The 20,005-nt window shown below is 70.2% G+C and carries 22 protein-coding genes and 1 pseudogene; 4 read left to right on the plus strand and 19 right to left on the minus strand.

Going from position 1 to position 20,005, the window contains the following annotated elements:
* The first annotated feature begins 2 nt into the window (after positions 1-2).
* Positions 3-1,112 (plus strand): FAD-dependent oxidoreductase, encoded by a 1,110-nt coding sequence (locus tag HNR02_RS09165; RefSeq protein WP_179772727.1) that lies wholly within the window; start codon positions 3-5, stop codon positions 1,110-1,112.
* Positions 1,113-1,266: 154 nt separating this feature from the next.
* On the opposite strand, the gene HNR02_RS36740 is transcribed toward HNR02_RS09165, so the two are convergent.
* The 15 genes and pseudogenes from HNR02_RS36740 to HNR02_RS09240 form a co-directional block, all read right to left on the minus strand.
* The gene (locus HNR02_RS36740; protein ID WP_179775807.1) at positions 1,267-1,467 is read right to left on the minus strand and encodes a LysR family transcriptional regulator; all 201 of its coding nucleotides are present in this window, start codon (positions 1,465-1,467) and stop codon (positions 1,267-1,269) included.
* 68 nt (positions 1,468-1,535) lie between these two features.
* A pseudogene (locus tag HNR02_RS36065) lies at positions 1,536-1,865 on the minus strand (TnsA-like heteromeric transposase endonuclease subunit); the annotation flags it as partial.
* 49 nt (positions 1,866-1,914) lie between these two features.
* Positions 1,915-2,472 carry a GNAT family N-acetyltransferase gene (locus tag HNR02_RS09180; RefSeq protein WP_312860955.1) on the minus strand — a complete coding sequence of 186 codons (558 nt, stop codon included), beginning with the start codon at positions 2,470-2,472 and terminating at the stop codon, positions 1,915-1,917.
* Between the two features lie 147 nt (positions 2,473-2,619).
* Positions 2,620-4,023 (minus strand): replicative DNA helicase, encoded by a 1,404-nt coding sequence (gene dnaB / locus HNR02_RS09185; protein WP_179772728.1) that lies wholly within the window; start codon positions 4,021-4,023, stop codon positions 2,620-2,622.
* A gap of 444 nt (positions 4,024-4,467) precedes the next feature.
* Entirely contained in the window at positions 4,468-5,271 is an 804-nt protein-coding gene (locus tag HNR02_RS09190; RefSeq protein WP_246338530.1) for an ESX secretion-associated protein EspG, read from the minus strand.
* Positions 5,268-6,578: a hypothetical protein gene (locus tag HNR02_RS09195; RefSeq protein ID WP_179772729.1), complete on the minus strand. Its 1,311-nt coding sequence runs from the start codon at positions 6,576-6,578 to the stop codon at positions 5,268-5,270. The genes HNR02_RS09190 and HNR02_RS09195 overlap by 4 nt, the downstream gene beginning before the upstream one ends.
* Before the next feature lie 39 nt (positions 6,579-6,617).
* Positions 6,618-7,202, minus strand: coding sequence for a DUF3558 domain-containing protein (locus HNR02_RS09200; protein WP_179772730.1), 585 nt, complete (start codon positions 7,200-7,202; stop codon positions 6,618-6,620).
* Positions 7,202-7,588, minus strand: coding sequence for a hypothetical protein (locus tag HNR02_RS09205; RefSeq protein WP_179772731.1), 387 nt, complete (start codon positions 7,586-7,588; stop codon positions 7,202-7,204). Before HNR02_RS09205 ends, HNR02_RS09200 begins: the two co-directional genes overlap by 1 nt.
* Positions 7,589-7,727: 139 nt before the next feature.
* Entirely contained in the window at positions 7,728-8,186 is a 459-nt protein-coding gene (gene rplI, locus HNR02_RS09210) for a 50S ribosomal protein L9 (RefSeq protein ID WP_179772732.1), read from the minus strand.
* Between the two features lie 14 nt (positions 8,187-8,200).
* A complete protein-coding gene (gene rpsR, locus HNR02_RS09215) occupies positions 8,201-8,449 on the minus strand; it encodes a 30S ribosomal protein S18 (protein WP_179772733.1) in 249 nt (82 codons plus the stop codon).
* 37 nt (positions 8,450-8,486) lie between these two features.
* Positions 8,487-9,002 (minus strand): single-stranded DNA-binding protein, encoded by a 516-nt coding sequence (locus tag HNR02_RS09220; protein WP_179772734.1) that lies wholly within the window; start codon positions 9,000-9,002, stop codon positions 8,487-8,489.
* Between the two features lie 12 nt (positions 9,003-9,014).
* Positions 9,015-9,341 (minus strand): 30S ribosomal protein S6, encoded by a 327-nt coding sequence (gene rpsF / locus HNR02_RS09225; RefSeq protein ID WP_179772735.1) that lies wholly within the window; start codon positions 9,339-9,341, stop codon positions 9,015-9,017.
* A gap of 81 nt (positions 9,342-9,422) precedes the next feature.
* A complete protein-coding gene (locus HNR02_RS09230; RefSeq protein WP_179772736.1) occupies positions 9,423-10,340 on the minus strand; it encodes a hypothetical protein in 918 nt (305 codons plus the stop codon).
* Positions 10,341-10,407: 67 nt separating this feature from the next.
* Complete coding sequence (locus tag HNR02_RS09235; protein WP_179772737.1) at positions 10,408-11,262, minus strand: hypothetical protein; 855 nt, start codon at positions 11,260-11,262, stop codon at positions 10,408-10,410.
* 79 nt (positions 11,263-11,341) lie between these two features.
* Entirely contained in the window at positions 11,342-12,172 is an 831-nt protein-coding gene (locus HNR02_RS09240) for a hypothetical protein (RefSeq protein ID WP_179772738.1), read from the minus strand.
* Positions 12,173-12,276: 104 nt separating this feature from the next.
* On the opposite strand from HNR02_RS09240, the gene HNR02_RS09245 reads away from it, so the two are divergent.
* Positions 12,277-13,050, plus strand: a complete 774-nt coding sequence (locus HNR02_RS09245; protein WP_179772739.1) for a deoxyribonuclease IV — start codon at positions 12,277-12,279, stop codon at positions 13,048-13,050.
* Here the strand turns inward: HNR02_RS09245 and HNR02_RS09250 are convergent.
* A complete protein-coding gene (locus tag HNR02_RS09250) occupies positions 13,047-13,994 on the minus strand; it encodes a helix-turn-helix transcriptional regulator (protein WP_376772841.1) in 948 nt (315 codons plus the stop codon). The genes HNR02_RS09245 and HNR02_RS09250 overlap by 4 nt on opposite strands.
* A 61-nt stretch (positions 13,995-14,055) precedes the next feature.
* Between HNR02_RS09250 and HNR02_RS09255 the strand changes: the two genes are divergently transcribed.
* Complete coding sequence (locus HNR02_RS09255; protein WP_179772741.1) at positions 14,056-14,625, plus strand: DinB family protein; 570 nt, start codon at positions 14,056-14,058, stop codon at positions 14,623-14,625.
* Positions 14,622-15,080 (plus strand): VOC family protein, encoded by a 459-nt coding sequence (locus tag HNR02_RS09260; RefSeq protein ID WP_179772742.1) that lies wholly within the window; start codon positions 14,622-14,624, stop codon positions 15,078-15,080. The genes HNR02_RS09255 and HNR02_RS09260 overlap by 4 nt, the downstream gene beginning before the upstream one ends.
* A gap of 54 nt (positions 15,081-15,134) precedes the next feature.
* On the opposite strand, the gene HNR02_RS09265 is transcribed toward HNR02_RS09260, so the two are convergent.
* The 3 genes from HNR02_RS09265 to HNR02_RS09275 all read right to left on the minus strand — a co-directional run bounded on the left by HNR02_RS09265 (position 15,135) and on the right by HNR02_RS09275 (position 19,953).
* Positions 15,135-16,685, minus strand: coding sequence for a glycosyltransferase family 87 protein (locus HNR02_RS09265; protein ID WP_179772743.1), 1,551 nt, complete (start codon positions 16,683-16,685; stop codon positions 15,135-15,137).
* A gap of 36 nt (positions 16,686-16,721) precedes the next feature.
* Positions 16,722-19,136 (minus strand): transglycosylase domain-containing protein, encoded by a 2,415-nt coding sequence (locus tag HNR02_RS09270; RefSeq protein WP_179775810.1) that lies wholly within the window; start codon positions 19,134-19,136, stop codon positions 16,722-16,724.
* 418 nt (positions 19,137-19,554) lie between these two features.
* Complete coding sequence (locus tag HNR02_RS09275) at positions 19,555-19,953, minus strand: DUF5318 family protein (RefSeq protein WP_179772744.1); 399 nt, start codon at positions 19,951-19,953, stop codon at positions 19,555-19,557.
* Positions 19,954-20,005 lie beyond the last annotated feature (52 nt).

A 20,005-nucleotide genomic window follows, 5' to 3' on the forward strand; every position in this document is an offset into this window, starting at 1 on the left:
GCATGACCATCGCCATCGTCGGAGCAGGTCTGGGCGGTCTGGCCCTTGCTCGCGTGCTGCACCTGCACGACATCGAAGCCGTGGTGTACGAACGTGAAGCATCGCGCGGTGCGCGCGGTCAGGGCGGCATGCTCGACATCCACTCGGGCCAGCGGGCACTGCGCGAGGCGGGCCTGATCGACGAGTTCTTCGCGATCGCCCGCGGCGAAGGCCAGGACATGCGGCTCCTCACCCCGGACGGCACCCTGCTGCTGCGGGAGGACACCCCGGACGACGCCCCGCTCCTGCGTCCCGAGGTCGACCGCGCCGATCTGCGCGACCTGCTGCTCGACTCCCTCCCCGAAGGCGTGGTGCGCTGGGGGCACGCGTTCGAATCCGCCGCCGACGGCGTGCTGCGCTTCGCCGACGGCAGCAGTGCGCCCTACGACCTGCTGGTCGGCGCCGACGGCGCGAACTCCAGGGTCCGCGCTCTGCTCACCGAAGCCAGGCCGGTGCACATCGGGCAGAACGTCGTCGAGCTGTGCATCTCCGACATCGACCGCACCCACCCCGACCTCGCGGCGATGGTCGGACGGGGCAACTACTGGGTGCTCGGCAAGGGGGTGTCGCTGGCGGCGCAGCGCAACGGTGACGGCCGCGTCCGCATCGGAATCAGCTTCTACAACACCCCCGAGGACTGGTTCACCACCAGCGGCATCCCGTTCGACGACCCGGCCGCGGCCCGGGCGCGGCTGATCGATCTGCTCGCGGGCTGGGACGCACGGTTCACCGCACTGATCGCGGCCGCCGACGACACCGTCGTGCCGCGGGCGATCACTACGCTCCCGACCGGCCTGACCTGGCCGTCGAAGCCAGGCGTCACGCTGCTCGGCGACGCCGCGCATCTGATGCCGCCGGTGGGCGAGGGCGCGAACATGGCCCTGCTCGACGGCGCACTGCTCGGCCTCGCCCTCGCCGCGCACCCCGGCGATTTCGCTGCCGCCGTGCGGGAGTACGAACGCGAGATGTTCGACCGCACCAGCACGGCGGCCCGTGAGTCGGCGAAGATCCAGGACCTGCTGATGTCGCCGGATGCCGCCCAGCGGCTGCTCGCGTTCTTCCAGCCGGGCTGAACCCGACTACGACAGCTTCGCCGCGGCCGGCCGTCATCAGCGAACCGCCTCCGGGGCCTTCCTGAGCTGTAGGGTCTCACGGCGCATGACATGTTGATGTTGTGTGACCTGGGGATTCTCGACTGTCTCACGACGATGGCATCCAAGATCAGTCTCAGGTCGGCGTCATTTCCTTGGGCAGGGATGCCCTGATGGCGGCGGCAACCTTGTTGCCGAAAGGGGTCAGCTGCATGGGTCGTCCCCGTTCAGCGCGGACCAGGAGTTCTCCGCCGAGGTCGTGTTCGAGGCGTTTGATCTGAGTCGACAGCGGGGACGGCTGGAGCCCTAGTGTCGTGAGTCGTTGATTCGGCTGCAGTAGGCGGCGAGAGTGTCGAGGATGTCGTCAGCGGTTTTCGTCCATACGAAAGGTTTCGGGTGCGGCTCACTCGATACCTCGTACCGCCAGCCACGCGACTCCACCGTTCGTTGCGTCCACGCGAAGGTGAAGGCGTTCTCCGGTCGCGCAACGCGATGACGCGGCTTGACGTCCACCACGACTGGCCCAGCGTCCGTGAAGAGCAGGTAGTCCGGGATGTGCCGGCGCAGGTCTCCGTCGACTTCAGCTCGCAACAGGAACGGCTGGGCCACGATATGCCGCACCGACGCATCAAAGTCGGCGAACAACAAGCGAGCCAGCTCAAGCCGGGACTCATAGATCACAAGATCGTTCTCGGTAGCCGCCCAGAAGCTACCCGAGTAGTGCGCCGACACCACACGAACGGCCCAACATCAACTTGTTGTCCGCTCGCATCCGACAGGCTGCCTACAGCTGACCTGCGGCGACCTCATAAACGATCTCCAAGCCGTCCTCGTCGTCCCACTGCTCGCCGACTTCGACGAAGCCGTATTGCGATGCCAGCTGGTAGGAGGCCACGTTGTCGGGACCGATGGTCACCCGAACCGTGCCTACCTGCGGCTCGTGCGCGGCACGCTGAAGCAGGGCTTCCAGGGCTGCGCGGGCATAGCCGCGTCGCCGGTACGCCGGGGCGACGGCGTAGCCGATCTCCACCATCCCCGATGCGTCGGGAGGCCCGTGGTAACCCGCCCGGCCCACGGCCAAATGCTGCTGTTCGTCCCAGATGACGCCGGTGACCCATCCGGCGCTGGCCGGGTCCTCCTCGACTTGCCTGCTCCGCATCTGCCACACCCCTCGCCAGTCCGGGCCCACGAAGTAGGCGGAGACGGGCACCGGGCTGACCGCGTTCGCCGCTGCCAGGTCACCCGTGACGAGGGCTTGGAACGTCGGGCCATTCAGGTGCACGATGCGGACTTCCGGCTTGGGGCGAAGCCCGGACGTGGCGGTCTGATGGTGTTGGGTCACCGGATAAGGCTCCCATTTCGTCCCAAGGTGGCGAACCAGAGCCGCCTCTGCACCAGAACGAATCTCACGGCGATGTCGTATATGACATCTGTACGACATCGATCGTGAGATTACGACATCCGTCATGAGGCCCTACAGTCGGCGCGGTCAGCCCTGTGCCAGGTCCGCGAACCGGCTGTAGTGCAGCTGGTGCGCGACGACGATCGTGCTCGTCGGGCCCGCGCGGTGCTTCGCCAGGATCAGGTCGGCCTCGCCGGCGCGCGGGTCGTCGCGCTCCCAGGCGTCCGGGCGGTTGATCAGGAGCACCATGTCCGCGTCCTGCTCCAGTGAACCGGACTCACGCAGGTCGGACAGCATCGGGCGCTTGTCGGTGCGCTGTTCGGGGCCACGGTTGAGCTGGCTGATCGCGACCACCGGCACCTCCAGCTCCTTGGCCAGCAGCTTCAGCTGACGGGAGAACTCCGAGACCTCCTGCTGCCGCGACTCGACGCGCTTGCCCGAGGTCATCAGCTGCATATAGTCGAGGACCACCAGCTTGAGGTCGTTGCGCTGCTTGAGGCGCCGGGCCTTGGCGCGGATCTCCATCATCGTCATGTTCGGCGAGTCGTCGATGAACAGCGGCGCCTCGCTGATCTCGCTCATGCGGCGGGCGAGCCGTGTCCAGTCGTCGTCGGACATGCGGCCGCTGCGCATGTCCGCGAGGCGGATCCGGGCCTCCGCGGAGAGCATGCGCATGACGATTTCGATGCGGCTCATTTCCAGCGAGAAGATGACGCTGCTCATGCCGTGCTTGATGGAGCACGACCGCGCGAAGTCCAGTCCCAGTGTCGACTTGCCGACACCGGGCCGGGCGGCGACGATGATCATCTGACCCGCGTGCAGGCCGTTGGTCACCTCGTCGAGGTCGGCGAAACCGGTCGGCACGCCCTGGGAGACGCCCCCGCGCGAAGCGATCGCGTCGATCTCGTCCATGGTCGGCTGGAGCAGTTCCTCCAGCGCGACGTAGTCCTCGCTCGTCCGGCGCTCGGTGACGTCGTAGATCGCGGCCTGCGCGCGGTCGACGACCTCGTCGATGTCGCCGCCGTCGTTCGCGGCGCCGTAGCCGTACTGCACGATCCGGGTGCCCGCCTCGACCAGCCGTCGCAGGACGGCCTTCTCCCCGACGATCTGCGCGTAGTACCCGGCGTTCGCGGCGGTCGGCACGGTGGCGATCAGCGTGTGCAGGTACGGCGCGCCGCCGACGCGGGCCAGCTCGCCGCGGCGCTCCAGCTCGGCCGACACCGTGATCGGATCGGCCGGTTCACCGCGCGCGTAGAGGTCGAGGACGCAGTCGTAGACGGCCTGGTGCTTGGGCAGGTAGAAGTCGTTGGGCGAGAGCACCTCGACGACGTCGGCGATCGCGTCCTTGGACAGCAGCATGCCGCCGAGCACCGACTGCTCGGCCGGGATGTCCTGGGGCGGCTGACGGTCGAACTCGCCGTAACGCGCCCCGGGGTCCTCCGGTCCGGGATCGGACGGGTAGGCCGGGCCACGGTCATCTGTCAGCGCCACCGCGCGGATACCTCCCAGACAGCGAACACCAGTTCGATTATGCCGGATCTTCCGGCCGGAGTGTGGGAGCCGGTGCACCGGCGCCGACTGTGTCGCCGCCACTGAGCGCGACTACTCCGGCGGGCACCGTAGATCGCTCGGAAGGAGCAGTGCAAACCTGCCTGGGGACCGCTCTGTGGACAGCTTGTGGAGGAGCGGGGCGAACCAGTCACAGGCAGCCTGTTCCCTGTGGACAACCTGGGGGCAACTCTGCGGACCGCCAGGAAAACCACAGGTCAGACCCTGTGGGTAAGTTGTGGACAACACGGGTGAAAAAACCTCGGCGTGTCGCCGCGCGCGCGACCTTCGGCGTGTCGCGCAGCTGACGGTGCCTCGACCTGTGGATGAAGGCTACGCAAAGTAGAAGGGACCCCCGCTCGTCCGAGCGGGGGTCCCATCGTCAGTTCAGCCCAGCGAACGGATTGCGTTGTGTAGTCGTTCTCCGATGGCCTGCGGCGTACCCGGCGTGAGTACGATCAACGGCTCGCCGGAGCCCGGTCGCTCCTCCATCAGCCAGCGCCCCTCGCTGGTGTCGATGAAGTTGAGCGCCCGCTCGCATCGCTTGCGGACACCGGCCCGGGTGCGCGCCGCCGCGTAGAGGCTGCCGCCCGCCACGCGCGGCGCCTCCAGGATGCGCTTGATCTCCTTGCCCGGCTCCGCCACCGCGCGGCCGCCACCGCCGCGCATGATGGACATCTCCTCGTTGGCCGGGCGGCGGTGGCCGCCGTAGACCTCGCTCTTCGGGGCCACCAGCGGGCTGCTGCCGCCGGGTGAGATGTGCGGGATCTGGTCCACGAACGTCGGCAGCAACCGTTCCGGCCGCTCCGGCCGCATCACGACGACGTCCTCTTTGATGTAGCGCGAGAGGACGAACCCGCCGCCGGGACCGCTGCCCGCGAAGAGCGTGAAGTTCTGCGGCGCATCCGGGAATGTGCCCTCGAACCAGCCGTAGAACTCCACGTGCGGCCGTGCGATCGACTCGATCATCGCGCCGAAATCGCGGTCCATCCCCCGCGGCCCCATCAGGCCGTGATGCTGGAGCACGGCGTTGACCTGCTGGTCGATGATCCGCTGAGCCGTCTCGTCGTACCAGATGGCTGTGGACGACAGGGTGTTGTGGGCATCGCCGCCCCGGCGCTGGATCAGGTTGAGCAGCGTCGGGGTGGTGATCGTCAACGGCCGGTTCATCACCATCGCGGCGGGCCTCATTCGCCGATGACGGGCGGAGCCGTCAGCTCATCCGTGCCGAACAGCTCGTTCGGGTCGTCGCCCACCATGTACTTGTTGTCGTGTTCTTCGTCTTCCTCGCCGTTGGAGCGGCCACCACGGCCACCCATGCCCGGCGCACCCGACATCCCGGCGCGGCCCGCACCACGGGCGCCACCACGGGCACCCGCGCCGCCCGCACCGGTACCACCGGCGCCGGCACCCGTTCCGGCTGTCGCTCCGGACCCGATTCCCGCGCCCGCGCCCATCGCGCCGAAGCCCGCGGCGCCGACTCCGCCACCGGCACCAGCACCGGCACCGGCACCGCTGCCCAAACCGGCACCACCACCAGGCCCGAAGCCGCCGCCCCCGCCACCGGGGCCGAAACCGCTCGTGGAGGTCGGCTGGTAGCCGGACGCGGAAGTCGCGTCGAACGCCGGGTTGTGCCCCGTGCTCGGCGTGTACCCGGCGGGCGTCGTGGAGGTCGGGATGTTCGACGTCGGCGTCGGCGAGTTGAACTGCGGCAGGTCACCCGTGCTGGCCGGTTTGAAGGCGCCCGCGCCGCCGGCGCCGCCCGGCATGCTGCCCGCGCCACCGCCGCCGCCGGGGAAACCGCCGCCGGGATTGCCGTCGGAGAAGGAGTTCCCCTGCCAGGCCGAGTACTGCGGCATCCCACCGGCGTTGGTCATGCTCGCCTGGTAGTAGTTGTTGAACGCGTCGACGTTCGCCTTGCCGCGCTGGTTGTACTGCTCGATCTGCTCGTCGGTGTCCGACATCGGGTTGATGCCGTCGAGGAAGCCGCCGTCCGGCGGCTGAGCCGGGACCTCCTGAACCTTGCCCTTGACCGTGTCGAAGGCGTCGGCCTGGTCGTTGAGGTAGGTCGAGCTCTTGCCGAGGTTGGTGGCCGAATCCTGCAGCCAGATGCCGAGCGGGTGCGCGCCGGCCTGGACCTGGCCCGAGGCCATGCCCTTCCAGGCGTTGTCCATCAACTCGTTGATCTGGCCGATCAGCCTGGCGCGCTCCTCGTGCACGCCCTTGAGCGTGTCCGCGGCACTCGCGCCAGCCGTCAGCGAGGAGGAGCTGCCGGGGCTGATCTGCTCCCAGATCTTGCGCGCGTCGATCGTGCGGCCGCCGATGTTCGCCTCGTGGTGTTCGGCTTCGGGCGTGGACATCAGCCCGGCGAGGCCACCGACCACGGCGCCGACACCCGCGCCGATCGCGGTGCCGACACCCGGCACGACCGAACCGACGGCGGCGCCGACGGCGGCACCCGCGACCACCCGTCCCGCCTTGTAGTCGTCATCACCCATGGGAACCCCTCCTGACGGCGAATCTGAAGTCGGTGTGGATCACGCGGCCCCCTTGAGCTGCCGCACCATCGCGGTCGCGACCGTCTGGACGACCGGGCACGGATCGGTCACGTTGGGGCCGTCGAGGATGCTCGAGTTGATGTTGACGACCAGCTGGTCGGTCACGCCGACCCACAGCGCGCACGTGCCGCTGCCGCGCAGGTCGGCGTTGGCCGCGAACACCGCCGGGTAGCCCTCGATCGTGACCGGCTCGAAGTAGTTGTCCTGCGCGCGGTTCGCGTAGACCCCGGTGAGCCCGGTGTCCTGGTCGCCCAGCGGCGCGACGAAGATCTTGTTGGCGTCGTACCCCGCCGACTGCCAGCGGCACCCTTGCCCGCCGGGGCTGGGATACAGCTCGCCGGGGTTCGCCAACCCGATCTCCGCCGCCTGCGCGGGCGACAGCGCGGTGCACGGATCACGCACCAGCGAATCCGTGACCAGCGGCGACGGCACCCGCGGCGCCGGGTCGACCGACGGCGCGGCGTTCGTCTCGGCGGCGCTGTCCGCGCCGTCTCCGCTCGAGCACCCCGTCAGCAGGGTGACGGCGACCGCGGCGGCGCCGAGCCAGCTGTTGCGTGTGGTCATCAGACTGCCTGGTACCCGCCGACGTTCTTGTGCTGCTCGTCCTCGTTCTCTTCGACGATCCCGGCGGCCTTCTGCAGGGCCTCGATGTAGTTCTTGACGTAGTCGACCATCCGCTGGTGCTGCAGCTGCAGGGTCTCACCGGAGACCTTCGCCGCGCGGTTGACGAAGTCACCGCTGGCGAACTCCTGGCCGGGAGGCTTCACCTCGGCGATGGTGTTGGCGTTGGACAGGTCCGTCTGCAGGTCGGTCAGCAGCTCTTTCCACTTGCTGATCACGCCGCGGACCTCGTCCGGGGAGAACTCGTACCCGCCGGCCGAACCGCCGTTGCCCACCTTGATCGGCGCCGGCGGCGGAACCTCCGTCAACCGGTCGGTCGGATTGCCCATCGCCCGATACCCCCTACGCTGTGGCCACTGGTCGCCAGCTTGGATGCTAACGCAGCCCGCCCGGTTCCCGTGCCCGAACAGTAAAAACCGGGCAGGCCCGCACATGCGGAACCTGCCCGGTTCGTGGTACTGCCGGTGCCTACTGGCCTGCCTTGACCTCGAGGCGCACCGCGGCCTGCACGTCGGGGTGCAGGCGGGCGTTGACGGCGTGCTTGCCGACGGTCTTGATGTGACCGTCGGTTTCGAGGACGCGCTTGTCGAGCAGCGGGCCGCCCGCCGCCTTGATCGCGTTCGCGATGTCGGCGGTAGTGACCGAGCCGAACAGCTTCTTCGAGCCCTCGGCCGCCTTCGCGGTCAGCTCGACGGTGCCCAGGCCCTCCAGCGCGGCCTTGATCTCGCGGGCGTGGTCGAGGTCGCGGATGCGGCGACCCTCCTGCGCGCGGCGGATGGTCTGCACGTTCTTCTCCGCACCCTTGGACGCCACGATGGCGTAGCCGCGGGGCAGCAGGAAGTTGCGGGCGTACCCGTCGCGGACCTCGACGATGTCGCCGGGGCCACCGAGGTTGGCCACGTCAGTGGTGAGGATGATCTTCGCCATGATGTGGTCCCCCCTCAGCGCGCGGTCGAGGTGTAGGGCAGCAGCGCCATCTCGCGGGAGTTCTTGACCGCGGTGGCGATGTCGCGCTGGTGCTGGCTGCAGTTGCCGGTCACCCGGCGGGCACGGATCTTGCCGCGGTCGGAAATGTACTTCCGCAGCATGTTCGTGTCCTTGTAGTCGATGAGTTCCGGGTGGCCCTTCTGCTCGGCCTTGCAGAACACACAGACCTTCTTCTTCGGCTTGCGAATCGGTGGCTTGGCCACGGTGATGCTCCTGGGGATCTAAAGAACGAGTGGTTGATCAGAAGGGGGGCTCGTCGGCGAAACCGCCGCTGTCGCCCGCCGGCGGGGCGGAACCCCACGGGTCGTCGGCGGGGGCACCCCCGCCGCCACCGCTGCCGTAGCCGCCGCCACCGCCTCCGCCGCTGTAGCCCCCGCCGCCGCCGCTGCCGCGGCTGACCTTGTTGACCTTCGCGGTGGCGTAGCGCAGCGACGGACCGATCTCGTCGACCTCGAGCTCGACGACGGTCCGCTTCTCGCCTTCCTTGGTTTCGAACGACCGCTGCTTGAGGCGGCCCTGCACGACCACGCGGGCACCGCGCGTGAGGCTCTCCGCGACGTTCTCCGCCGCCTGCCGCCAGATGTTGCAGCGCAGGAACAGCGCCTCGCCGTCCTTCCACTCGCCGGTCTGGCGGTCGAAGGTGCGCGGCGTGGACGCCACGGTGAAGTTCGCGACGGCGGCGCCGGACGGGGTGAACCGCAGCTCGGGGTCGGACGTGAGGTTGCCGACCACCGTGATGATGGTGTCTCCAGCCATGGGCTACGCGCCTCAGACCTTCGCCGCGGCGACCTTGGCGGCCTTGCGCGGGACCGGCTTGCGCGTGACCTTGGTGCGGAGCACGGTCTCCTGCAGCGACAGCTGGCGGTCGAGCTCCTTGACCGCGTCCGGCTCGCTGTTGAGGTCGAGCACCGCGTAGATGCCCTCGGCGTGCTTCTTGATCTCGTAGGAGAGCCGGCGACGGCCCCACACGTCGACCTTCTCCACGCTGCCGCCCGAAGTGCGGATCACGTTGAGGAAGGTGTCCAGGGTCGGGGCGACCTTACGCTCGTCGAGCGTGGGGTCGAGGATGACCATTACCTCGTAATGGCGCGACACAACCACTCACCTCCTGTGGGCTTCACGGCCACGGAATTTCCGTGGCAGGAGGGTTTGCCGGTTCACCAGGGTACGCGGTGGCTATGACAGTTTGCGCAGCACCCAGGTCCGCACGAGCGCGGCGCTCACCCCGGCCAGCGCGACGACCGCCAGGAGCATGGGCAGCTGGACGTTGCCGCCCGCCGGTTCACCGCCGATGGCGCTGGCGTTGCCCGCGGTGCGCACGTCGGCCTGGCCGCCGGTGGTGCCGGAGGACCCGCCGAGCACGCCGACCTGCGGGAGCGCCTGGTCGGGCAGCGTGGCGGTGGACGGGTAGAGCGCGCTGGGCGGCACCGCGACCCCGGCGACGCCGGGCACGGCGGCCGGGATGTTGCCGTAGTTGCGCGGCGGGGCGGTGGCCGAACCGGTGCCCGAGATGCCGGGCGTGGTGGACGGTGCGGTCGTGCCGGGCACGGTGGTGGTCGGGCCGGGCTGCGTCGAGGGCAGGCCGGGCTGCTGGTAGTTGTTCGCGAAGGTGGCCAGACCGCAGTTGCCCGCGACCTTGCGCTGGATCGCGTCGAGTGTCTTCTGCTGCTGGTCCCCGCCGATGCCGAGCCCGACCTGGTAGGGGTCGCCCGCGTCCTTGAGCGCGGTGGTGACCGCGGTGGCGATCGCGTTGCCGTCGATGGCGCCGGAGGCGGTGCCCGCGGGGATCTCGCCGACGGTGACCGCGCCCTTCTTCGTGATCGTGTCCGCGATCTTGGCCGGGTCGACGCCGTTGAGGTGCAGGAACCACTCCTGCTCCTGCGCGCCGGCCTTGACGATGCCCGCGACGTCCTTGCCCTGCACGGCGACCTGGTCGCTCAGTGCGCCGACCACGGTGCCCGAGCACGCCTGCGAAAGCACGGTGCTGGCCGAGGCGGTGCCCGTCGTGAGCAGCGAGCCGCCGACGACGGCCGCCGTCATGGCGGTGACGGTCAGCGCTCTACGGGTGGTCTTCATCAGGCCGGTCTTGCGCACGAGCGCGGTCCTCCAGTGATCGCAGGCGTCCCCGGAAGGGGTTAACGACGAGCGGACCCAAAGGATACTAAGCGGTAGCCACGCGTAAGACCCATGCCCGTACGAGACCGGCGCTGACACCCGATAGGGCGACAACGGCGATGAGCATGGGTAACGCGACGGAGCCGCCGCCGTGGGAATCGGACGGCAGGGCCTCCGCCCGGCCCGCGTTCTGCACGGCCTTGTCCGACTTCGCGGGCTGGCCGAGCGCGCCGTACTGGGGTGCGTAACCGGGGATCCGGCCGCCGTAGCGCAGGCCCGGCGAGGGAGCCCACTGCGCCGCCACCGCGAAGGGCAGGCCCGCGTAGTTGCGCATCGGCGCGTACGCGCTGCCCGAACCGAACGGCACGAGGCTGAACGCCGACGGGTCGCCCGCCAGGACGGGGCTGGTCGACCCGGGGATCACGGCGGGCGCCGCGCCGCCGGTGCGGCCCGGCGTCGAGCCGGGCGGGGTCTGCTGGTTGCCGCCGCTGCCCGGGGGCTGCTGCGGAGCGGGCTGTCCCGCGCTGCCGCTGAGCATCTCGCCCGCCTTGCCCGTGGCGCTGGTGAGGCCGTTGGTGGTGCCCGCGACGGCGCCGTTGACCGCGTCCGCGGCGGGTGCGCCGACCACGGGGAGCGGTTCGACGACGGTGTCCACGACCTTGACGGTGATCTGGCACAGGCCGCCGAGCAGTCCGCCGACGATCGAGGTCAGGCCGTCGGTGACGGTTTTCAGCCCGAGCGGGGTCTTGATGACGTCCCCCGGCTTGGCGGTGATGGTGTCACCGCACTGGGCGGTGTGCGTCTCGGCGCTCGCGGTGGCGGGCAGGGCCAGCGTCGCCGACCCGGCCAGTACGAACGCGGCGGCTCCCGCGGCGGCGGTTCTGCGTGTGCGGCTCTGCATCGTCGTCCTCCAGCGCGTCGCTCACTGGTTCAACGACGGTAATGCAGGTGCGTGACGCCCGCATGCCGGAAAGTAGTCGTCAGGCGCGCCGCATCCACGCGCGGGTGAGTGCGGCTGCCACGAGCGCGAGCGCGAACACCGCGATGATCAGGGGCAGCCGCGCCGGTGCCGCCGACTCCGGCATCGCCTCGGCGGTCCCGGAGTTCTGCGTGACCAGCGGGGGCTCCGTCTCAGGAGGTGGGACGAGGCCGGGTGCCGCCGGTGCGACGGCGCCGGGCTGGATCAGCGCGTCCAGCGGCGGCGTCACCGCGGTCAGTCCGGAACCGGCGAAGAAGTCGGCCGGCACGAACGAGACGGGCACGACGCCGCCCTCCGCACCGGGCACGGGAGTGTCGGGGGCCGGTGCCGGACCGCCCGGCGCCGGGGTGCCCGGATCGGGCGTACCGGGCGCGGGGTTCTCGTCCGCCGGCGGGGTCTCCTGGTCGCCGGGCGGCGGCGGGTCGAGCTGCTCGCCGCCCGCGATGCTCTGGGTGGCCGTGGACAGGGCGTTCACGGTGTTCTGCAGCCCGGGGCAGACCTGATCGGTCGCGAGGTCGCCGACGACCGGGGTGTCGCCGACGTTGAGCGCGTCGGCGAGATCGGCCACCGGGAGCGACAGCAGCGGGTCACGCTGGCCGGGGCCGGTCGGGGCGGAGTCCGAGCCGGTGCCGACGGTGATCACGCCGGGCAGGTTCAGCGGCGCGCCCGCGTCCAGGGTGAGGGCCTGCCCGGACCCGCCCTGCAGGGTCGCTTCGCAGCTGCCCGCCAGCGCGGGATCGGCTTCTTCGGCCAAAGCGCCGGGAGCGGAGAGAGCGGTGGAGGCTCCCAGGACCAACCCGACGACCCCGGCGCGGCGCGCGTTCTTCCCCATGTGTCCCCCCAGCACCCACGTGTGTCACGGACCGCGTTCACCGTACTGCACACGGTCCACCCGCTCGGGCGGAACGGGGTGGATTACGCCGGTAGCGTGGCCCCATGCAGATCGGTGCGCACGTCCGCGACGACGACCCGCTCACGGCCGCGAAGGAGCGTTCGGCCGATGTGGTGCAGTTCTTCCTGGCCGACCCGCAGGGCTGGAAGAAGCCGGTGCCGCGGCCGCCGAAGGCGGAGATCGAGGCGGCCGGGGTCGAGGTGTTCATCCACTCGCCCTACATCGTCAACGTCGCCTCGCTGAACAACCGCATCCGGATCCCGTCGCGGAAGCTGGTCGTGCAGCACGCGGAGGCCGCGCGCGAGATCGGGGCGAAGGGCCTGATCGTGCACGGCGGGCACGTGCGCCAGGGCGAGGACGTCGCGGCGGGCCTGGCGAACTGGCGCAAGCTGTTCGAGCGGCAGGCGGCCGACGGCGGCTTCGCGGTGCCGGTCCTGATCGAGAACACCGCGGGCGGCGACGGCGCGATGGCGCGGGAGATGGACCTGCTGGCGCGGCTGTGGGACGAGGTCGCCGAGTTCGGCGCCGGGTTCTGCCTGGACACCTGCCACGCGTTCGCCGCGGGCTGGCAGCTGGAGGACGTGGTCGACAGGGTCAGGGCGATCACCGGCCGCATCGACCTGGTGCACCTGAACAACTCGCGCGACGAGTTCGGTTCGGCCCGTGACCGGCACGCGAACGTGGTGCACGGCGACGGCACGATCGATCCGGAGGCGCTGGTCAACGTCGCGGCGGCCGCGAAGGCGCCGGTAGTGGTCGAAACTCCCGCCGACGGTCAGGCCGACGACATCGCCTACCTGCGGGAGAAGCTCGGCTAAGCTCCCGCCGCCCGAAGCCGCTCGGCCAGTTCGCGGCACCGTGCTCGCAGGTCCGGCGGGTCGAGCACCTCGAAATCGTGCCCGAGCAGGACCACGTGCAGGAGCACGAAGTCGAGGTTCGCGGCGCCGCTGGCCACTTCGCAGTGCCCGCTCCCCCGCGCGTGCACGGCGGCCGCCGACGCCGGGATCTGCGCGCGCACCGTGTCGGCGGGCGCGTGCAGCAGGAACCGGGCCTGGTGCGTGTAGACCCGGCTCGTCACCCCTTCCTGCACGTACGCCACCGCGTCGGGGGCCTCGCGTGGACGGAAGTGCCAGGTCCGCGCGGACACCTCCGTCATGCGGTCGACGCGGAAGGTGCGCCAGTCGTCGCGGTCGAGGTCGTAGGCCAGCAGGTACCAGCGCCGGTCGGAGGCGACCAGGCGGTACGGCTCGACCCGGCGCCGCACCTGGTCGCGGGACGGGTACGAAAACGTGGCCTCGACCTCGTCGCGGCAGGCCCTGGCCAGTGTCATCAGGACCGCGGCGTCGACCGGTGAGCGGCCGCCGCCGAAGGACTCCACCGAACCGGACAGGGCGCGCACCTCGTGCCGCAACCGCGTCGGCAGCACGCGGTCCAGTTTGGTGAGCGCGCGCAACGCGGCGTCACCGGCACCGGCGACCGCGCCACCCGCGCCCGCGAGCAGGGAGACCGCTGTCGCGATTGCCTCCTCGTCGTCGAGCAGCAGGGGCGGCAGGTCCTGGCCCGCGCCCAGCCGGTAGCCGCCGCCGACGCCCTGGCCGGCGTGCACGGGGTAGCCGAGCGCGCGCAGCCGCTCGATGTCGCGCCGCACCGTACGGGTCGTGACACCGAGGCGGGCGGCGAGGTCGGGACCGGTCCACACCTGGCGCTGCTGCAGGAGGCCGAGCAGTGCCAGCACCCGCTCCGTCGTGCCCAGGTCGTCCACGTCCACAGCCTGCCAGAGATAGCGGACCGATCCTGTCCGCCATCCCTGCCACGCTGGGCACATGGATGAATTCGACCTGAACCGGTCGCTGCGTGAGCAGTGGGAATGGCACTGGAACCACCAGATTCGCGCACGGCTCGACGGCCTCACCGACGACGAGTACTTCTGGTCGCCGGTCCCCGGCGCCTGGAACGTGCGGCGCCGCGGCACCTCGACGGCGCCGGTGCAGGCCGGCGCCGGGGACTTCACGATCGACTACGCCTTCCCCACACCCGAGCCCGCGCCCTTCACGACGATCGCGTGGCGGCTGGGTCACGTCATCGTCGGCGTGCTCGCCCTGCGCAACGCGGCACACTTCGGCGCACCGGCGACCTCGTACGACGACTGGGAGTACGCCGGTGACGCGGCCACCGCGCTCGGGCAGCTCGAGACCCAGCTCGGCCTCTGGCTGGCCGGGGTGCGTGAACTCGGCGACGCCGGGCTACGGGTACCGGTCGGCGACAAGGAGCCCTACCCGGAACTCACCATGGCCGACCTGGTGCTGCACATCCACCGCGAGCTGATCCACCACCTGTCCGAGGTCAGCCTGCTGCGCGACCTCCACCTGCACACGAACGGAGCCACCCGATGAGCCGCGACGTCCAGATCACCTTCGACGCACACGACCCGGCCGCGCTGTCCACGTTCTGGCGTGACGCGCTCGGCTACGTCCACCCCGGGCCGCCCGGCGTCGACCTGCCCGAGGGCGCCGACCCGCTGGCCGCGTGGGACGAGTTCCTCGCCCGACTCGGCGTGCCGGAGGACCAGCGCAACACGCGCTCCGCCGTCGAGGACCCGGACCGGCGGGGTCCGCGGCTGTTCTTCCAGCAGGTGCCGGAGGACAAGATCGCCAAGAACCACGTGCACCTGGACATCCGCGCGGCCCCCGGCCTCCAGGGCGAGGCCAGGATGACCGCGCTCGAAGCCGAATGCGACCGGCTGGTGGCTCTGGGCGCGAAGCGGGTCCAGCGCTACGAAGCCGAGCCGCTGAGCCCCGGTCACATCGTCATGACCGATCCCGAAGGCAACGAGTTCTGCCTCGACTGATGGGACGGTGCTCCCGCGCTTGCGGAGCGGTGCGGGTAGCGGAAAGAAGGCCGGTCAGGCCACCGCGTGCCGGGCGCGCCGCCGTCGCACGGTGACGACGTCCCGCGCCCGGTCCAGCACGCCGCCCGCCGGGTCGTCGTCGCCGGTGCGGCGCACCAGGTCGTCGGCGGGGCGGTAGATCTCGCGCAACACCAGCACGCACAGCCCGAGCACGGCCAGGTCCCGCACGGCGACGAACCCGAGGAACCAGTCCGGTGGCAGCCCCTTGTGGTCGGTGCCGAGGTAGTAGAACATCCGCGGCACCCACACCAGCGCGTCGAGCAGCATCCAGCCCAGCAGCAGCCGCCAGCGCGGGATCGCCAGCACCGCCAGCGGCACCAGCCACAGCGAGTACTGCGGGCTCCACACCTTGTTGGTCAGCAGGAACGCCGCCACCACCAGGAAACCCAGCTGGGCCAGCCGCGGCCGCACCGGCGCGGACAGGCCGACGTAGGCGATCCCGGCGCAGCACACCAGGAACAGCACGCCGGTGACGACGTTCAACCAGGTCGGTGTCTGTCCCGGTTGGAGCGTCCCGTCGAACCCGGTCCAGCCGGTGAAGTAGGAAAGGACGTTGTAGACCGAGTCCGGGTCCATGCCGCGTTGCGCGTTGAGCCGGAAGAACTCCTGCCAGCCCGCGTTGAACGTCAGCGCGATCGGCAGGTTGACCGCCAGCCAGGTGCCTGCCGTCACGCCGGCCGTGGTCGCCCACTCGCGCAGCTTCCCCGCTCTGATGCACAGGACGAGCAGCGGCCCGAGCAGGAACAGCGGGTACAGCTTCGCTGCCGCGCCGAGGCCGAGCAGCAGCCCGGCGACGGCCGGTCTGCGCCGGGACCAGGCCAGCAGGCCGGTCGCCGCGAACGCCGTGGCGACGGTGTCGAAGTTGGTGAACGCATGCACCAGCACCAGCGGTGAGATCGCCGCGAGGCACGCGTCCCACGGCCTGCGCCTCGCGGTCCGGCCCACCGCCCACACGGTCACCAGCCACGCCACCGCCAGCCAGAACGCGGTGATGTCGAAGTAGATCGCCACCGGAAGGCCGCCGGGTAGCCAGCCCGCGTCGGCGACCGCCGACCAGCCCTCGGTGAGTTTCGCGTTGACCCACTGGAACAGGCCGGTCAGTACCGGGTACTCCATGTAGCGGGTCTGCGCGTTGGGTGTGCCGGGGTTGTCCACCCAGCTCGTCGCGTACGGGAACGTGCCCGGCTGGTCCAGTCGCTCGGCGCTGTAGAGCGGGACGACGTCGGAGTAGCACATCGCGACGTAGGGCCGCCCGGACCGCCAGTCCAGCTGGGCCTGCCCGCTCTCGTCGACGTACTGCTGGATGCAGCTGGCCTTGCCGAACCAGCACAGCATCAGCGCCAGCGCGGCCAGCGCCAGCCCGACCCGCTGCGGTGTCCAGAACCAGTGCCGCCCCACCGCCGCGTGATCGCCCACCGGCCCGCCGAGTGGTCTGCTCGCGGCGGCCACCAGCGGATCGCTCCGGGTCGGCGCGACCCGTTCGCCGGCGTCGAGTGACGCCGGCGCGGGATCGTCCGGGGTGGTCTCGTCGGTCGGGCTGGACACGCGCGCGATGTTACGGCCTGGCGCGTGAGCCCGGGATCAGCCGCCGTCCTCCGTGCCGGTCGGCCCGAAGTCGTCGCCGGGGCCGCCCGGCCACTCGGGAATCGAGATACCCGTGCGGGTGGTCCTCGTGGTCGGCGTGGTTTCCGACGTCTCCGGCGTGGACGGCGTGTTCGGCGGCGGCGTGTCCGAGGTCGTCGTGGACGGTTTCGTGCTCGACGCCCTGGAGGTGGTCGACGCGTCGTCACCGGCGGTCGCGTTCTTGCCGATCGGCGACACCGTCGGGAACTTCTCGCTCGGCTTGCCCTTGAGGTAGTCGTTCATGAACTGCTGCCAGATCTTGGCGGGCAGACCGGTCGAGGAGACCGCGTCGCCGTTCTTGTCGCGCAGCGGGCTGTTCTTGTCACTGCCGACCCAGGACGCGACGGAGATCGACGGCGTGTAGCCGACCATCCACACCTGCGAGTTGTCCTTCTCGGACCCGCTGCCGTTGCCCGCGCTGGAGTCGTACTGCTGCGTACCGGTCTTTCCGGCGCACTCGTGGCCGGAGGGGCACTTCAACTTCGAGAAGTCGATCACCGGTTCGAGCGCGTTCGTCACGTTGCCCGCGATCTGCTTGCTCTTGTTCGCGTCACCCTCGGCGAAGGCCGGTTTCGGATTGGCCGACGGCTGGTACACGACCTCGCCACCGGAGTCGGTGACCTTCTGCACGAAGTGCCGGTCCAGGTAGGTCCCGTTGTCCGCGATGGTCGCGTACCCGGTGGCCATGTCCAGCGGCGTCACGGCGGTGGAGCCACCACCGAGCGAGATGTTGTTGTCGACCGTCTTCAACGACCGGACACCGGCCTCCTCGGCCGCGTCGGCCACCGCCTGCGGGCCGGTCACGTTGGCGACCATGTCGAAGAACACGGTGTTGGTCGAGCGCATCGTGGCTTCCGCGACCGTGCACTCCTTGGAGCAGCTGTTGGACACACCCGCGTTGTTGATGTAGCGCGGATTGCCGTTGGGCAGCACGCCGAACTGGCGGTGGGTGGTGCCGTCGAACGTCTCGCCGAGGCCCTTGCCCATCTTCAGGAAGGCGACGAGGTCGAACGTCTTGAACGAGGAACCGGGGTTGCGTGCGGTGTTCGCCCAGTCGATGTAGTCCGTCTCGTCGTTCGGACCGCCGTAGTAGGCGAGGACGCCCCTGGTCTTCGGATCGACCGCGACCAGCGCCTTCTTGAGCGTGTCCGGTTGGTCCTTCATGTAGTCGTTGACGGCCTTCTCGGCCAGTCTCTGCGCGTTGGGATCGATGGTCGTGTAGATGTTGTAGCCGCCCGCGACCAGCTTCTCCTTGGAGTAGCCCGCGTTCTCCAGTTCGGCCTCCACCTGGGACTGGACGAACGCGTTGTTGCCGGTGATGGCCTGCGGCTTGGTCTGGTCCTTCGGCAGCGGGGTCGGGTACTGCGCCGCCTGCCGCTCGGCCTGCGGCAGCCAGTTGTACTTGACCAGGTTGTCCATCACGTAGTTCCAGCGCCACGTGGTGTACTCGGCGTTCTCCGACTTGCCGGGTCCCTGGATCATGCCGGCCAGCAGCGCGGCCTCGGACTGGTTCAGCTCGGCCGCGGTCTTGTTGAAGTACGCGTGCGAGGCCGCCTCGATGCCGTAGGCGCCGCGCCCGAAGTAGATGATGTTCAGGTACGCGGTGATGATGTCCTCTTTGGACTGCGTCTGGTTCATCTTGAACGACTTGACCAGCTCGGTCGCCTTGCGGGTGAGCGTGGGCGCCTCGTTCTCGGTGGCCTTCTTGATGTACTGCTGGGAGATGGTCGAACCACCGCCGGAGCCGCCGGTCAGGTTGTTGTAGACGGCGCCGAGGATGCCCGAGATGTCGAAGCCGTTGTTGGTCTCGAACGTCGCGTCCTCGGCCGCGTACACCGCGTGCTTGACGGTCTCCGGGACCTGACCCGGCTTGAGGAGCTGCCGGTTCTGGCCGTCCGGGACGTCCTTGCCCATGACCGAACCGTCGCTGTAGTAGTAGGTGACGACCTGGCTCTGCTGCGCCAGCACCTCCTCCGGCGTCGGCACGTCGACCAGGAAGTAGGCGATGGTGAACGCGATCGCGGGCAGCACGACGAACACGCCGAACAGGGCGTAGAGCGAGCGCCGGATGATCTTCCACCGGCGCTTCTTGCGCTGCTTCGGGGTCAACGCCGCCTTGGCCTTCTTCCCCTTCTTGCCCTCCTCGGGCTCGGCGTCGTCGTCCTCGGGGCCGAACTCGTTGAAGCCGGCCTGCTCGTCGTAGTCGTCGCGGTCGTCGCCGTAGCCGCGGTGGTCGTCGCCGTAGCCGTGGTGCAGCTCGGCGTGGGTCAGCAGGCCCGGCTCGGAGTCGCCGCTCACCGGACGTCGGCCCGCGGCACCGGCCGCGGCACCCGCGGCAGCGGGACCGGCGGGCGGACGGTAACCGCCGCGCATCGGCCGGTCGCCGGGGTTCTGCGGCCCCGGCGGCGGGCCGGGACGGCGCGGCGGCGGCGGTGGCATCCGGTTGCCGGGGGGCGGCACGCGGCGGGCGCCGCGGGGGGCGTCCGGGTCCTGGCCACCTGGCCAGCCCTGACCGCCGCCCTCACCGGGCCACTGCGGGCCCTGCGGCCCGCGGGCCTGGGGACGCCGGGGAGGCTGCTGCCCACCGCGCGGGGGCATCGGACGGCGGGGCGGCTCGTTGCCGCTCGGCCACGCCGGCTCGTTCTCGCCGGGCCACTGGCCACGGCGGGGTTCGTCGGGCTCCTGTCCAGGCCAGGAGCGATTGCGGTGGTCGTTCACGAAAAAGCCTCCCAGACCGGCGGTACACCGGGCGCCGTTCTGTGGTCCAGTGCCGGCGCAGCGCTGCTTCCCCTCACTGCCCGGCTGTCCTCCGGGACGGGCGGTGCGGGGCTCCGTTGCCCAAGACGTACGAACGCACCAGGTGGTTCCAGCGGCACGTCCGGCACACCTCGACTACATGGACGTTGAACTCCCCGACGAGGTTGTTCAGACGGGCCAGTTCGGCCGGCGTGCGTGCCGAGCCGGACACCTGCTTGAGCTGGTCCCCGAACACCCAGGACACGTTCGTCAGCTCGGCCTTCCCGCACAGCGGGCACGGCGCCTGGCTCGGTTCACCGTGGAACTGTGCGGCTCGGAGCAGGTACGGGTCGGCGTCACAGACGTCGCGCGTGCCGACGCGACCGGAGCGGACGCCGGCGAGCAGCGCACGGCGCTGCAAGGCGTAGTCCACGACCTGTCGCTGGTTCTGCACGGTGACAGACTACGTGGCCGCCGTGTGTCCGCCATGAGCTGTGCGGGCTAAC

The sequence above is a fragment of the Amycolatopsis endophytica genome, from assembly GCF_013410405.1.
GTDB lineage: Bacteria > Actinomycetota > Actinomycetes > Mycobacteriales > Pseudonocardiaceae > Amycolatopsis_E > Amycolatopsis_E endophytica.